The following is a 14,128-nucleotide window of genomic DNA, read 5'->3' on the forward strand; positions in this document are numbered from 1 at the left end:
CTCAGCGCCAATGGTACTATGGCTTAAGCCCTGGGAGAGTAGGTCGCTGCCAGGCCTGCAAAGGACAAAGATCTCGAACTTACGATGTCAGATCATCAAAAACGCCGCTCCTAAGTGCTAACGCACCAGGGAGCGGCGTTTTTCTTGGTCGGTACTTTGGCGTTCGGATCGGTCTTTGCGCGCGCACGAAGAAATCCAGAACGTCCATACAACGTCTGGGTTTCTCCGTCGCAAATACGCGCCGCCGTGACGGCGATCGCGACCGCTAGACGCCGGCGCTGAACGCTATCGTCCCGTGAAATTCGCGGAGCGGCGTTCTTCGGTCGCCTTGACGCCTTCCTTGAAATCTTCCGTCGCGCGCAGCCGCGTCTGTTCGGCGAGCTCGTGCTCGGTCGCCTTCGCCACGCGATCGGCGAGGTTGCCCTTCATCGTCGCACGCGTCGACAACAGGCCGAGCGGCGAGCATTCGGCGATTTCTTCGGCCAGCTTGATCGCGGCGTCGCGGACTTCGGCCTGCGGGACCAGGATGTTGGCGAGCCCCATCTTCAGCGCTTCCTCGCCGCCGACGCGGCGGCTGGTGTAGAACATCAGCTCGGCGTTGTTCTTTCCGACGATCTCCGGCAGTGCGACAGTCAGGCCGAAGCCGGGATGAAAGCCGAGCTTGGTGAAGTTGGCGGCGAAGCGCGCTTCGGGGCAGGCGACACGGAAGTCCGCGGAGACGGCAAGGCCGAGGCCGCCGCCGATCGCGGCGCCCTGTACCGCGGCGACGATCGGCTTCTTCGCGCGAAAAATCCGCACGGCTTCCATGTAGAGATGCCCGATCGAGCCGAGATTGTCGGCGGGATCGCCGCTTTTTGCGGCGGCCTCGGTTTCCTTGCGGTTCGGATCGCTGAAATCGGCGCCGGCGCAGAACGCCTTGCCCTGCGCGCACAGAACCGTGGCGCGAATTTCTGGGTTGGCATCGATCTCGTCGAGCGCGTTGGCGATCTGCTGGATCAGCATAATGTCGAAGAAATTGAACGGCGGCTTGCGGATCTCGATGATCGCGATATGGCCGCGGGTCTCGACGGCGATATCCTGGTAGGTGGTCATGGCGTTCCTCGATGGTGTTGGTTTTTGAATTTCATAAAGCGCTGTCATTCCGGGGCGCTCGCGGCTTGTGCTGCTCGCGCCCGGAACGACATTCAGCGTAACCCAAGCCCGCGCGCGATAATGCCGCGCAGCACTTCTGTCGTGCCGCCCTGGATCGTCAGCTTCGGCGCGGTTCGGGTCGCAAAAGCGAGCATCTCGTCGAGCGTGGTGTGGTTGGAATCGTCGGCTTCGACAAAAGCTGCGAGTTCGCGCACGCGGTGCGGCAATTGCTGCTCCCAGATGGTGCCGATGTCCTTGACGATCGAGGCTTCCACCACCGGTTCGCGGCCGGCCTGCAACATGCCGGCGACCGAAACCGACATGCGCCGCATCGTGTGCAGTTGCGCGACGAGACGACCGATGCCTTCGGCGCTGCGGGTGTCGGGACTTTTTCCGACCGTGCGAACCAACTCGGTCAGCACGTAATAGGTCTCCAGAAAACGCTCCGGGCCGGAGCGCTCGAACGCGAGTTCGCTGGTCGCCTGCTTCCATGCGCTGTCGAGCTCGCCGAGCATGTGGTCGTCGGGCAGGAAGTGATCGGTGAACACGACTTCATTGAACTCGCGTTGCCCGGTGATCTGCCCGATCGGATTCACGGTGATGCCGGGCTTCTTCATGTCGACGAGAAACTGCGTCAAGCCGTGACGGCGGTTCTCTTTGGTGGAGGGCGAGGTGCGGAAAATCGCGATCATGTAGTCGGCCATATGCGCCGAGGTCGTCCAGACCTTGCTGCCGTTGATCAGCCAGCCGCCGTCGGTCTTGGTCGCTTTTGTTTTGGCGGCAAACAGATCGGAGCCGGAATTCGGTTCGCTCATGCCGATGGCGAAGCACACCTCGCCGCGGCAGATCCGCGGCAGGATATCCATCTTGATGTGCTCGGGCGCGTATTTCAGCAGCACCGGACCGCTTTGCCGATCGGCCACGAAGAAGCGGCGCACCGGCGCATTCGCCACGCGCATTTCCTCGGTCACGACGTAGCGTTCCAGGAACGTGCGTTCGTGGCCGCCATATTGCTTCGGCCAGGTCATGCCGAGCCAGCCGCGCGCGCCGACGCGGCGGGAAAATTCCGGCGCGTCGGCGTCCTCGCGCAGAGGCTTGTGCGGATCGAAGGTGCCGGCGGCGATCTCTTCGGCGAGGAAGGCGCGAACTTCCTGTCGCAGCACCTCGCATTCCGGCGGCAGGCGGATCGGATCGAAACGAAGGGCTGCGGTCATGGGTTACTCGCTTCTTCAGAAGTCTTGTTCAGCAGGTGTCAGCGCGATGCGACCAGCGGCCACAATTCATCGGCGCCGCGCGAGGCGATCAGCCGGCCCAGCTCGACGGCCCAATAGCTCTCGCTGCCGAAGTCGTCGCGCCAGGCCAGCGCCCGCAGCGTATAGCGGTGCAGGATATGCTCCTGCGTGAAGCCGATCGCGCCGAACACCTGGTGCGCGATCGCCGCGCCCTTTTCGGCCGCTTCGCCGCAGCGGATTTTGGCGGAGGCGGCTTCCAGGAAGATCGCTTCGTCGAAGGCGGCGTCATGCGACAGCGCGTCGGCGGCGGAAGATGCCGCGGCCAGCGCGGCGGAGGTTTCGCCGGCGAGGCGGGCGAGGTTGTGCTGCACCGCCTGGAATTTCGAGATCGTCTTCTCAAAGGCGACGCGCTCACCGGCGTAGTTCACGCTGATGTTGAGCATGCTCTCCATTGCGCCCGCGATCTGGAGGCTGCGCGTCAGCGCGCCCATCAGCAGCAGAGAACCGGCGTCGATGCCGGCCGGGGCAGACGCAATGCCCACCGGCTTGACGTGATCGAAGGTCACGACGTCGGACGGATCGTCCGCGAGGCCCAGTCCCTTCTCAATGCGGCAGGCGCTTGCTTCGACCAGTGCGATCGAGACGCCATCGGCGCCGATTGCTGCGACGGCAATATGCTTCGCCTCCGACGCGTACGGCACGCTGCGGGCGCGGCCGCTGATGGTGCCGTCGGCATTCAGGGTGAGGACGTCCCTCGGACGCGTCGGTGCGACCGTCATCATGCCTTCGGGCGAGGAGATCTTTGCCTGCGATAGCCACCAGCCGGCCAGCATGGTTTCGGCGAGCGGCAACGCGATGCCAAAGCGGCCGGCAGCGCCGAGCACGGCGAAGCCTTCGGCCATGCTGGCGCCCGAGCCGTCGCAGTCTTCCGGTACCCAGGACAAAGGCAGGCCGGATTCGGCCAGCGCCTGCCACAGTTTCGCTTTCCAGCCGCCGTCGGTGCTGTTGTTGATGGTCTGCGCGTCGGCAAGATCGGCGAAGATGCGCTCCGCGGTCTCGACAACGATGTTATCCGTCTCCGTCACTGCGTTCCCCGATTCAGGCGCACTTCTCATGCGGCGAAATGCCAGCATGGGTGCCGCTGCTGTTGTTGAAAATCATGATGCGGAAAAGTGCCTGCCGTGACAAGCGCAGCGGGCCGCAGGGCGGCCTGCAGTGGGGGCATGCGGCGGCGACGCTATCGCCTTATTTCGCGCAGCGGGAGTCGCGTCGCGATTTGCATCGGCGGTAACTGGAACTATGCTGCCGCGGCAAAACGAGCAGAATGCGACAAGGGGAAATGCATGTCGAAGGATGGTTTGTGCGTGGTGATTACAGGCTCGGCGTCCGGGCTGGGAGCGGCGACGGCGGCGATCCTGGCCAAAGGCGGCGCGCGCATCGTGATCAATTATTCCTCGAGCCAGAAGGAAGCCGAAGCCACCGCCGAACATTGCCGCAGCCTCGGAGCGGCCGAGGTCGTGGTGGTGCAGGGCGATGTCGCCAAGGACGAGGACTGCAGGAAGATCGTCGCCGCTGCAGCCCCGTGGGGCCGGCTCGATGCGCTGGTCAACAATGCCGGCACCACCAAGCATGTGCCGCATGACGACCTCGACGGATTGTCGGCGGAAGACTTCCAGCGCATCTACGCCGTCAACACCGTCGGGCCGTACCAGATGGTGCGCGCGGCGCGGTCGCTGCTCGAAGCCGGCGCCAAGTTGTCGGGCATGTCGTCGGCCGTGGTCAACGTCTCATCGATGGCCGGGCTCACGGGGGCCGGATCATCAGTCGCTTATGCCGCCAGCAAGGGGGCACTGAACTCGATCACGCTGTCGCTGGCGCGCGCGCTGGCGCCGCTGATCCGCGTCAACACGATATGTCCCGGCTATATCGATACGCCGTGGTTCACCAAGGGGCGTGGCGCGGAAGCCGCGGCCAAGGTGCGAGAGGCGGTGATTGCCAAGGTGCCGTTGCGGGTAGCCTCGACGGCCGAGGATATCGCGGGCCTGATCTGCTTCCTGGCCACGTCGCCGTCGAGCAACATGACCGGCGAACTGGTGCGGATGGACGCCGGCATGCACCTGCAATCGACGCGCTAAATACACCAGACACAAAAAAGCCCCGGGGCGCGTTCCCCGGGGCTTTGCTTTTTTACCGCGTGGTATCGTCTAGAGCCGTGAGCCCGGATCGGAAATCACGCGTCTGGCGACCAGCCTGTTCCAGATGAACAGCACCACCAGCGCGCCGATCGTGGCGGTGATGAAGCCGGCGCCCTGGTTGGGGCCGTAGTGACCGATCTGCTGGCCGATGAGGGTGGCGAGAAACGCGCCGGCGATGCCGAGCACGGTGGTCAGGATGAAGCCGCTGGGATTGTTCGGACCCGGCGACAGCATTCGGGCAATAATGCCGGCAATGAAGCCGATGAAGATGATCCAGAGCATATTGATTTCCCCTTCCTTGAACGGACGCTGATCAGAGCCAGCGCGACTTGGCTTCGTCTTCCGTCGGCACACGGCCGTGCGGGGTGAACTGGTTGATGGCGTCGGGCAATTCCTGGCTCAATTCGTGGAGCAGGGTCTCGCGCGACATGCCGGTGCGTGCCGTGAGCTGTTCGATCTGGTCGGCGCCGAGCGCCGCGCCGAGATCATTCGGCGAGATCTGCCGGTTTTCACCGGGCCCAACCCACGAACTGGCGGCTTCGCCCTGACCGTTCTGCTGGAATTGCTTGAGCAGGTCGCCGAGGCCGCCGGTGAGCACGCTGCCGGCCGCGCCGCCTGCGAGCAATCCGCCGAGCGGGCCTTTCAGCAGTCCACCGAGACCGCCGCCGGCCTGTCCGCTGCTACCACCGAGAATGCTGCTGAGCATGCCACCAAGTCCGCCTTCATCGGCGCTGGCCTGGGTCGTGTTCGGTGCCGGGATCGAAGCCGGCGCAGGCGACTGTGACTGCACCTGTCCCGGCTGATCGCCGGTAAGGTGCTTGTAGCCCTTGTAGGCCAGCATCGCGAGGATCGCCATCGTCATTGGCGACATCCCTTCGCTCTTTTCATTGGGATCGCTGGGGCCACGCGGACCGTTCTGCATGCCATTGAGGATATCGAGCAAACCCATCGTCATCTCCTGTGATGTCAGCCCTGATGTGGAACATAGCTGTGCGGTATGACGCCGACAAGTCGCGCTGATTCCATCGTTCGCCAGCGCCTCGGTGTTTCGGTATCATGCTCCGCGTCTGCCTATGCTCTATCGCGGATGAACGGAGGATGAAGTGATCGGACAACGGATAGTCATCGCCGGCGCCGGAAGTATCGGCTGCTTCGTCGGCGGCATGCTGGCCGCGGCCGGCCGTGACGTCGCCTTGCTGGCGCGGCCGCGCATGATCGGTGAAATTCGCCGCCACGGCCTGCATTTGACCAGCTTCGACGGGGGCGATCGCACGGTCTCCGCCGAAAATATGCTGTTATCGGACGATCCCGCGACCTTCCGTGACGCGGCGATCGTTCTCGTCACGGTGAAGAGCGCTGACACCGCGGCAATGGCGGAATCTATTGCGCTGCACGCGCCGGACGCTGCCGTCATCGTCAGCCTGCAGAACGGCATCGGCAATATCGAGGCGCTGCAGGCGCGGCTGCCGCGGCATCGGGTGCTCGGCGGCATGGTGCCGTTCAACGTCGTGGCGATGGGCGAGGGCCGCGTCCACCGCGCCACGTCCGGCGATATCATGGTGGCCGGCGACGATACCGGCACTGCGGCGCAACTGTCGGCGCCGGATCTGCCGTTTCGAGCCACCGACGATATTGCCGGCGTGCAATGGGGCAAGCTCGCGGTCAATCTCAACAATGCGCTCAACGCTCTGAGTGGCCTGCCGCTACGCGAACAACTGGCGCAGCGCGAATGGCGCGTACTGTTCGCGGACCAGATGGCCGAAGGGCTCCGCGTGATCAAGGCGGCTGGTATCCGGCCGGTGTCGCCGACGCCACTGCCGATGGCGCTGACGCCGCATTTGTTGCGCCTGCCGGACGTGCTGTTCAAGGCGCTGCTCGGCCGCACGATGAAGATCGATCCGCTGGCGCGCTCATCGATGTGGGAAGATCTGCAGCGCGGCCGCCGCACCGAGATCGATTATCTGCAAGGTGTGATCGTGCAGCGCGCCGCGCAACACGGTCTTGCCACGCCATTGACGCAGCGCGTCATGACGCTGATCCGGACTGCTGAAGCCAGCGGCGGCGGCTCGCCGGGACTGACCGTGACGGAAATCCGCGGTAGCTAACGTGGTTGGAGATGCCTGTGGCAGCAGGGATGAACGCGATGTTCGCAACTCCCTCTCCGGCATTGCTTCGCTAAGGGGAAAGCTGGAAGCCAGCTTTCCTTGACTTCGCAATGACGGAGGCAATTCAACTCGATCGACCAATGCGCTAGCTGCTGATGCGGGCGTCGGCGACGGCCTTATTGAACAGTGCGGTCATGGCGTCGGAAATGCCCTGCGTCGGGCTGACCTCGAAGTACAGGCCTGGCGACGCGCAGCTCTGCATGTTGATGGCGATCTGGCTGTTCGGGGAGGGGCCGTAGGGGCCGTCATTGAACGGCTTGATCCAGGTATTGTACCAGCCGTTGGTCGGCAGTTCGAGATAGGTGGTGTACAGCACGGCCACCTTGATGTTGCGGTCCTTCAGCGCCTGGCACAGGCTCGGATTGATCGGCGACTGGCAGCGCCCGCTCGTGGTCGGTTTGGAGCAGCCGGCCGGATTGTACTCGTCGGCGACGCCGTCCGAGACAAAGAAGACATATTTCTGCGGCGCGGCCGCGGTGCCGGGGCCCGGGGCGTCAATCACCTTGTTGAGCGCGGGCATTGCGGTCGTATAGGGCGTGTCCTGGTCGTTATTGTCGTTCTGGCCATTGACGGACATCAGATCGATGCTGCCGGCCCTAGTCTTGGCGCTGCTCAGACTCGACGACAACAAGAACAGCGCGCGCAGACCGGCGGTCTGGGCCGAGGCGCCGAAGTCGTAGATCGCCATCCGGTATTGGTTGGGATAGGTCGCGGTCTGCGTGGCGGTGTCCATCAGTTTCTGGGTCGCGCTCCGCAGCAGGTCGATACGGGTGGTGACGCCCAGCGTCTTGGCGAGCTTGTAGTAGCTATTGCTGTCCAGCGTGTCGTGGCAGGCAAACGCGCACTTATCCGGCGTGTTGGCGACCATCGTGGCGACATCGGCGGGCGTTGCGCCGACGCCCATCGAGGGAGAGTTATCCAGCAACAAATAGAAATCTATATAGGTCGGCATCGACGCGGCCGATGATGCGGTCCCGGTGATCGTCAGCTTTTTCCAGCCGATGATCGAGGTGAAGGAGGTTGGCACGTGCGCGGAATACTCCACGGTCGATACGACCTTGCCGGCTGATTTCCTGACGTCGGCGGTGAAATGCTTGAGCGTGAAGCCGCCATGGCCAGACATGTTGCCGTTAAAGATGTTCGTCGCATCCGTGATACCGACGGGAATTGGCCCGTCCGTCACCATGGCGCCCGCCGCTATAAATGCCGGTGAGGTCCGGGTTACGGCGCCGACGCTGGCCGAATCGATCGCTGATTGTATTTTGCTGCGAATTTTAACGGCGCGACTGTAGTCTACAGCGCAGCCCAGGGCCGCGATCAGAGGTACCAGCACGACCGCAAAGATAGTCGCGACATTGCCGCTTTTGGCCTGTCGGAAACTACGCATTCGACGAAGCGGGTTGACCAACATGTGATGCGCCTATGCTGATGACTATCAGATAGGTACCATCGTCCGCCTAAATATCATTTAATCAGCTAGCGGAAGCTCTTTCGAAATCAACTACGCAATCGGCGTCCTCACCTTGAAGTAAACAAGCGGTAAATGAAGATGCTGGCCGCATCCTCCGCTCAACTAGCAATCGATATCTGTGGACGGGAATTGTGAGGAACAAAACGAGAGCAATTCGAGGTGTCGCTGATGTGACATCAGGGGCTATGTCATTCGGAACTTCTTTAGTATAGATAGTCGCGTGATTTGGTGGTCGTCGGTGTCATTGCGCATCTGATAGGCCGCTATATCCCTCATATCATCCGCACTACGTGTGTTGATCGAATACTTCAACTTAAGAATCGGAGCTACAATGGCCAAAGCTGCAAAAAAGAAGCTCGTGCGTCGCGAATACACCAAGGAAGACGTGAAAACGCTGAAGGAACACTCGAAGGCGCAGACGCCGCTTGAGAAGATCTCCAAGGCGATGAAGCGCACCGGTGGTTCGCTGCGCCAGAAGGCTATCAAGCTCGGCATCCCGCTCGGTCATCGTCGTCGCAAGGCGAAGGTCGCCAAGGTTACGAAGGGTGCGAAGACCGCGAAGGTAGCGAAGACCGCCAAGGTCGCGAAGACGGCGAAGGTTGCCAAGGCCAAGACGGTGAAGACCGCCAAGGCGAAAAAAGCCAAGAAGTAAGTTTGAACTACTGAACATGATCGCCTGGAGCGCACCGGCGCTTCAGGCGATCTTTAAGTTGCAGGTGATATCGGGATTTGCGGCGCCGCTGCCGTCAATCGCTCGGGCTCCATGAGCCGCCTTCACGCCGCGTCCCCATCGCCGATGAAGTGCATTAATATGACAATGCGTAGTATGCGGATGGCGATCGTTATCGCTGTTCTTGCTTTGATCCATGTGCTGCCAGCGCAGGCCGCGGATTACGCACGCGAGATCAGCGCCTATCGCCGCGCGCACGGCCTTTCCGCCGTGACGCTGGACGGCAAACTCAATGCGGTCGCGCTGTATCAGGCAAGAGCGATGTCGGCGAGCGGCAAGGTCAGCCACGAGGTCGGTGGGCTGTTTCCCGTGCGCGTCGCGAAATTGCGCAAGGAGAAAGCGGCGGAGAATATTGCGGCCGGCTTCCTCACGTTTTCCGAAACGCTGAAGCAGTGGGAAGACAGCGCGGGGCACCGTGAGAATTTGCTGATGCCCGGCGCCAGAAAAGTCGGCGTCGCCTTCGTGTCGAATCCGAAATCGCCGTACCGGATGTTCTGGGCGATGGTGATTACGGACTGAAGCTGTCCTCCCTCATTGCGAGGAGTCCTTGCGATGAAGCAATCCAGCCTTTCTTCTTTTGTGGCTCTCTGGATTGCCGAGTCGCTTCGCAAAGGGGAAAGCTGGCAGGTCAGCTTTCCCTGACCTCGCGATGACGGCTACCCCTCGCGCGTGCGTCGGGCCTTTGCGGGGGCGGGGCCGAACAGCGCCTTCTTGATATCGCTTAATCCGTTCGACAGTTTCGACCAACTGCAGGCGAGCGGGTCGGCGCATTCTGGCCGCTTGAGGTGCGGCTTCGGCTTCGCGGCAACGATGGGCTTGATGTCCTTCGGCACGGAAGGCGCAGCGACCGCTGTCTCAGCCTGCAGCGCGGCCTGCTGCTGCTCGCGCTGTTTTTCGGCAAACGCCGCGGCGATGATGCTGCGGCGGTGCTGGTCGAGATAGGACGTGTAGTGCTCGTCGATCGCGCGCTGCTCCTGCACCGTCGGATTGGGACCGGCGATATCGAAGCTGCGGTTCTGCATGAAGTCGTAATAAGTGTAGCCGCCGCCGGGCCTGCGCCGGCCGGCGAACTGGCCGTCGCACGCCGCCAGCAGCGCGCTGCTATCTTTCGAGGCGGATCGGTGGGCGCGCTCGGCGCATTCTTCATAATCTGCCGGCTTCGCGGTCCACCATTGCGCCTGCGCGCAGGACAGCCCCAGCATGGACATGCCGAGCGTCAGGCTTGTCAGCACTGCGTATTGGCCTGGAAGTACCATCAAACCGCTCTATCTATCCCTTGATACACGCCGATATTTGCCACTCTGGCGACATTTTTCAACCGGGTTACCGGCCGTTTTCCCGCAAATCTGCTTCGGCATGGGCCGTCATGCCGCTGTACCGGCCGGGTCGGTATTGCCTTGCCGTCACCCGCTGCGGCATACACGATCTTGCCGCAACAGCGGTCGCACTCATCATGGACACGACCTTGGCCGCTGTGACAGACGACTCCCTTGCCGTGAACGACGTGCCCGCGCCCAGGCCGGCGCGCGAAGTATGGATCGCGTTGCTGGTGGCGGCGGCGTTCTTCATGGAGAACCTCGACGGCACCATCATCGCCACCGCGGTGCCAGCGATGGCGCACGACTTCGGCGTCGCTCCGGTGGATCTCAATCTGGGCGTCAGCGCCTATCTGCTGACGCTGGCCGTGCTGATCCCGATCAGCGGCTGGATGGCCGACCGGCTCGGCGCACGCACCGTGTTTGCATCGGCAATTGCCGTCTTCACCGTGGCGTCGCTGCTGTGCGCCATGGTGGATTCGCTGGCGGCGTTCGTTGCCATGCGGGTGCTGCAGGGCATCGGCGGCGCCATGATGGTGCCGGTCGGGCGGTTGGTAGTGCTGCGCAGCACGCCGAAGGAACGGATGATCAACGCGATCGCGATCCTGACCTGGCCGGCGCTGGTAGCACCGGTGCTCGGGCCGCCGCTTGGCGGCTTCATCACGACCTTCGCGTCGTGGCGATGGATCTTCTATCTCAATCTGCCGCTCGGCGTGCTGGCGCTGGCCGCAGCACTCTGGCTCATTCCCAACGAGCGCGCGCGCGAGCCGCGGCCGTTCGACTGGCCAGGCTTCGCCCTCACCAGCGGCGGGCTGTTCGGTGTGCTGTGGGCGGTGGAAGTGGTGAGCCGGCCCGACATGCGCTGGGCGGAAGTGGCGGTGCCGCTGGTGCCGGGCGTGCTGCTGCTGGCCGCCGGCGTAATACATCTTGGCCGTGCCGCCAATCCGATGCTGTCGCTGGCGGCGCTGCGGGTGCCGACCTTTGCGGTCACCTTCTGGGGCGGCTCGCTGTTCCGGCTGTCGACCGGCGCGGTGCCGTTCCTGCTGCCGCTGCTATTCCAGGTCGGCTTCGGCCTCGATGCGTTTCATGCGGGAATGCTGGTGTTGGCGGTGTTTGCCGGCAATTTGCTGATGAAGCCTTTGACGACGCCGGTGCTGCGGCAGTTCGGCTTCCGTCCTGTGCTGATCGGCAATGGCCTGCTCAATGCCGTGCTGCTGGCGTCGCTGGCGCTGCTGTCGCCGGCCACCCCGGTCTGGGTGATCGCCATGTTGCTGTTCGCCGGCGGCATGACGCGCTCGATGCAGTTCACCGCGCTCAATACCGTCGCGTTTGCCGACATTCCGCAGCCGCAGATGAATGCCGCCAACACCCTGTTCAGCACCGTGTTTCAACTGGCGATGGGGCTGGGCATTGCGCTCGGCGCCGTGGCGATCCGGTTCGGCGAATGGGCGGCGCCGCATCTCGGTCTCGCGCAATTGCCTGCGGCCTCGTTCCGGCTGGCCTTCGTGGTGGTGGCGCTGGTGGCGTTGCTCAGCGTGATCGACAGCCTGAAACTGGTGCGCAACGCCGGCGACCATGTCTCCCGCCCGCACCGCCGGCCGGGGTAGCGATGTCAGCCGGGCTCTGGTATGGAATCGTCAAGCCCCGCATCAGCTGCGGGTCTTGCGGTCCCGTAGCTCAGCCGGATAGAGCGACGGTTTCCTAAACCGTAGGTCGCATGTTCGAGTCATGCCGGGATCGCCAGTTTTTCTGCCGCGCAGCTGAACGCGGCACTGATGCCGCGCTCAGCCGAGCCGGCTCACTTCGTCAGCGCGGCCACTGCGGCGTTCCAGAAGTCGTTGTCGAGGACGGTTTCCCCGTCCCTCGGTTTCGGCCGCGCGCTCAGCACGACGCTGATGATATTGTGCTTCGGATTGATATAGATGAACTGGCCGAAGATGCCGCGCGCGCTGTAGGCGCCGTCGTCAAGCGAGCCGTCGGGCGCGGGTACCGGCCACCACATATAGCCGTAATTCACCCGCGCGCCGCCGATCTGCCGGGATGAGCCGGCGTCGCGCATCCAGCCTTCCGGCAGCACCCGTTCGCCGTCGATCACGCCGTCGCCGAGCGCAAAGCGACCGAAGCGGGCATAGTCCCTCATGGTGGCGAACAGGCCGCTGCCGGCGACCTCGAGTCCGTCCTTCGCCTCAAGCCACCACGCGGCGTCGGCTTCCATGCCGAGCTTCGACCAGATCTTTTCCGACAGATAGTCCGACAGCCATTTGCCCGTGGCGGCGCGAACCAGCGCGCCGACAAGATGCGTGTCGCCGGTGCTGTATTGCCAGACCGTGCCCGGCGGCCCGACGCGCGGCCGGCCCGCCATGTAGTCGATGATCGCGCCGGGCTGCTGGTCGATCTGCAGCTGCAGCATGTGGCGGCGCTCGGAGGCGGGATTGGTTTGGTTATCGTCCCACTGCACGCCGGATGTCATCTGCATCAGCGTCTTGATCGACACCACCTCATAGGCGCTGCCGGCGAGCTCCGGCAGATACTTGGTCAGGGGATCGTCGATGCTGTCGATCAGCCCGTCCTGCACGGCGGCGCCGACCAGCGTGGTCGAGATCGATTTGGCCATCGACATCGACAGCCAGCGGGTCGCGGCGGTGAGTCCGAGGTCGTAATGCTCCAGAAGCACCTGGTCGTTCTGCATCACCATCAGGCCGGCGACGCGGTTGCGCGCAACATAGTCGTAGATGTCGTAGGTTTTGCCGCCCGAGGGAATTGAAAAATCCGGCAGCGTGCGAGTGGCATGTTGCAGCGGTCGGACCGGTGCGCCGGCGCGGATCGTGCGCGTCGCGAAGGTGGCACCGAGATTCCGGAAGGTCTCCAGATGCAGGTTCGGCATCTGCCTGCCGCCATAGCTGCTGATCAGGGCTTCGATTTCGTCGCGGCGGCTTGAGTGGGATGCAGAAGCCGTGGTGTCGAGGTTGTCATCGCCGTGAGGCGCACTGTTATGGTTCAACTGCTTTCCTGCCGATAGATGATGTCGCACCATGGCCAACGTGCTGGCCGCGGGCGCAAAGTGCTGCGGCTTCGTTTAACCGGTCTTCGCCGCGCCGGGCAAGGCTGCTTCGCCGCGCTCGGTCAGGGCCTTCACCAGTGACGCCTTTACGCCCGAGACATGCTCGCGCATCAGGATTTCCGCGCGGTGCGGTTCGCGCGCCAGTACTGCCTCGTAGATGCGGTGGTGATCGTCGTGGCGGCGGCGCACGTCGCGATGCTCGAAGGCGACGATGTTGCGGCTCGACGACATCGGCACGTGGTGGCAGATCCGGATCATCTCGGCGAGCATGCGGTTGCGCGCTGCCGACAGCAGGGTCTCGTGAAAATCGCCGTTGATGCCGCGATACACGGCGATATCACCCGCCTCGAAGTGACCCGCCGCCAGCAGCCGGTCGCCGGCGAGCAGGCTTTGCTCGATGATAGCCCGCTCCTCGCTGCTCAGCCCGCGCTCGGCCGCAAAGCGTGCGGCGACGCCCTCCAGCGAGGCGCGGATTTCATAGGCGTCGACGATGGCATCGAGCGGGAATTCGCGCACCGTGAAGCCGCGGTTCGGGGCGTAGTCGAGCAGGCCCTCGCCGGCCAGCGCTTGCAGCGCGGCGCGTACGGGCGTCCGCGATACGTCCAGTGTCTTGCTGAAGCGTACCTCGTTGATGCGTTCGCCGGCACTGACCGAGCCATCAAGGATGGCTTCGCGGATCTGGTCCATCACCGACAGCGAACGGTTGCCGGCGCGTAGCACGGCCGGCTCGACCGGGGAAAAATCGGCTTGTTGAGCCATCGGGAAAATCCAAAATTGAATACACTTTTCAAGTCACCTGCGACATTCGATCACGCTTGATGTCAAAA

The 14,128-nt window shown here is 63.3% G+C and carries 14 protein-coding genes and 1 tRNA gene; 6 read left to right on the plus strand and 9 right to left on the minus strand.

Annotated features, from left to right (window positions below):
• Positions 1–285: 285 nt before the first annotated feature.
• The 3 genes from JWQ24_RS19715 to JWQ24_RS19725 all read right to left on the minus strand — a co-directional run bounded on the left by JWQ24_RS19715 (position 286) and on the right by JWQ24_RS19725 (position 3,448).
• Complete coding sequence (locus tag JWQ24_RS19715; RefSeq protein WP_299811733.1) at positions 286–1,092, minus strand: enoyl-CoA hydratase/isomerase family protein; 807 nt, start codon at positions 1,090–1,092, stop codon at positions 286–288.
• Between the two features lie 92 nt (positions 1,093–1,184).
• Positions 1,185–2,345: an acyl-CoA dehydrogenase family protein gene (locus JWQ24_RS19720; protein ID WP_299811735.1), complete on the minus strand. Its 1,161-nt coding sequence runs from the start codon at positions 2,343–2,345 to the stop codon at positions 1,185–1,187.
• Between the two features lie 38 nt (positions 2,346–2,383).
• Positions 2,384–3,448 carry an acyl-CoA dehydrogenase family protein gene (locus JWQ24_RS19725; protein WP_299811736.1) on the minus strand — a complete coding sequence of 355 codons (1,065 nt, stop codon included), beginning with the start codon at positions 3,446–3,448 and terminating at the stop codon, positions 2,384–2,386.
• A gap of 258 nt (positions 3,449–3,706) precedes the next feature.
• On the opposite strand from JWQ24_RS19725, the gene JWQ24_RS19730 reads away from it, so the two are divergent.
• A complete protein-coding gene (locus JWQ24_RS19730; RefSeq protein WP_299811737.1) occupies positions 3,707–4,498 on the plus strand; it encodes an SDR family oxidoreductase in 792 nt (263 codons plus the stop codon).
• Positions 4,499–4,567: 69 nt separating this feature from the next.
• On the opposite strand, the gene JWQ24_RS19735 is transcribed toward JWQ24_RS19730, so the two are convergent.
• Together JWQ24_RS19735 and JWQ24_RS19740 are read right to left on the minus strand one after the other, a co-directional pair.
• Entirely contained in the window at positions 4,568–4,840 is a 273-nt protein-coding gene (locus JWQ24_RS19735; RefSeq protein WP_299811738.1) for a GlsB/YeaQ/YmgE family stress response membrane protein, read from the minus strand.
• A gap of 31 nt (positions 4,841–4,871) precedes the next feature.
• Complete coding sequence (locus tag JWQ24_RS19740; RefSeq protein WP_299811739.1) at positions 4,872–5,507, minus strand: YidB family protein; 636 nt, start codon at positions 5,505–5,507, stop codon at positions 4,872–4,874.
• 154 nt (positions 5,508–5,661) lie between these two features.
• Here JWQ24_RS19740 and JWQ24_RS19745 point away from each other — a divergent pair, with 154 nt between their 5' ends.
• Positions 5,662–6,663, plus strand: coding sequence for a 2-dehydropantoate 2-reductase (locus tag JWQ24_RS19745; protein WP_299811741.1), 1,002 nt, complete (start codon positions 5,662–5,664; stop codon positions 6,661–6,663).
• A 145-nt stretch (positions 6,664–6,808) separates the two neighbouring features.
• Here the strand turns inward: JWQ24_RS19745 and JWQ24_RS19750 are convergent, their stop codons facing one another.
• Complete coding sequence (locus tag JWQ24_RS19750; RefSeq protein WP_299811743.1) at positions 6,809–8,134, minus strand: Tad domain-containing protein; 1,326 nt, start codon at positions 8,132–8,134, stop codon at positions 6,809–6,811.
• Between the two features lie 391 nt (positions 8,135–8,525).
• On the opposite strand from JWQ24_RS19750, the gene JWQ24_RS19755 reads away from it, so the two are divergent.
• Together JWQ24_RS19755 and JWQ24_RS19760 are read left to right on the plus strand one after the other, a co-directional pair.
• Entirely contained in the window at positions 8,526–8,846 is a 321-nt protein-coding gene (locus JWQ24_RS19755; RefSeq protein WP_299811745.1) for a hypothetical protein, read from the plus strand.
• A 159-nt stretch (positions 8,847–9,005) separates the two neighbouring features.
• Positions 9,006–9,443 carry a CAP domain-containing protein gene (locus JWQ24_RS19760; RefSeq protein WP_299811747.1) on the plus strand — a complete coding sequence of 146 codons (438 nt, stop codon included), beginning with the start codon at positions 9,006–9,008 and terminating at the stop codon, positions 9,441–9,443.
• Positions 9,444–9,580: 137 nt separating this feature from the next.
• On the opposite strand, the gene JWQ24_RS19765 is transcribed toward JWQ24_RS19760, so the two are convergent.
• Positions 9,581–10,180, minus strand: coding sequence for a hypothetical protein (locus tag JWQ24_RS19765; RefSeq protein ID WP_299811749.1), 600 nt, complete (start codon positions 10,178–10,180; stop codon positions 9,581–9,583).
• Positions 10,181–10,398: 218 nt separating this feature from the next.
• Between JWQ24_RS19765 and JWQ24_RS19770 the strand changes: the two genes are divergently transcribed.
• Complete coding sequence (locus JWQ24_RS19770; RefSeq protein WP_299811846.1) at positions 10,399–11,847, plus strand: MFS transporter; 1,449 nt, start codon at positions 10,399–10,401, stop codon at positions 11,845–11,847.
• A gap of 59 nt (positions 11,848–11,906) precedes the next feature.
• Positions 11,907–11,983, plus strand: a tRNA-Arg gene (locus tag JWQ24_RS19775).
• A 55-nt stretch (positions 11,984–12,038) separates the two neighbouring features.
• Here the strand turns inward: JWQ24_RS19775 and JWQ24_RS19780 are convergent.
• Positions 12,039–13,241: a serine hydrolase gene (locus tag JWQ24_RS19780; RefSeq protein ID WP_299811750.1), complete on the minus strand. Its 1,203-nt coding sequence runs from the start codon at positions 13,239–13,241 to the stop codon at positions 12,039–12,041.
• Between the two features lie 75 nt (positions 13,242–13,316).
• Positions 13,317–14,060: a GntR family transcriptional regulator gene (locus tag JWQ24_RS19785; RefSeq protein ID WP_299811752.1), complete on the minus strand. Its 744-nt coding sequence runs from the start codon at positions 14,058–14,060 to the stop codon at positions 13,317–13,319.
• Between the last annotated feature and the right edge of the window lie 68 nt (positions 14,061–14,128).

The organism is Tardiphaga sp., assembly GCF_028290495.1.
In the GTDB taxonomy this organism is placed as follows: Bacteria; Pseudomonadota; Alphaproteobacteria; order Rhizobiales; family Xanthobacteraceae; genus Tardiphaga.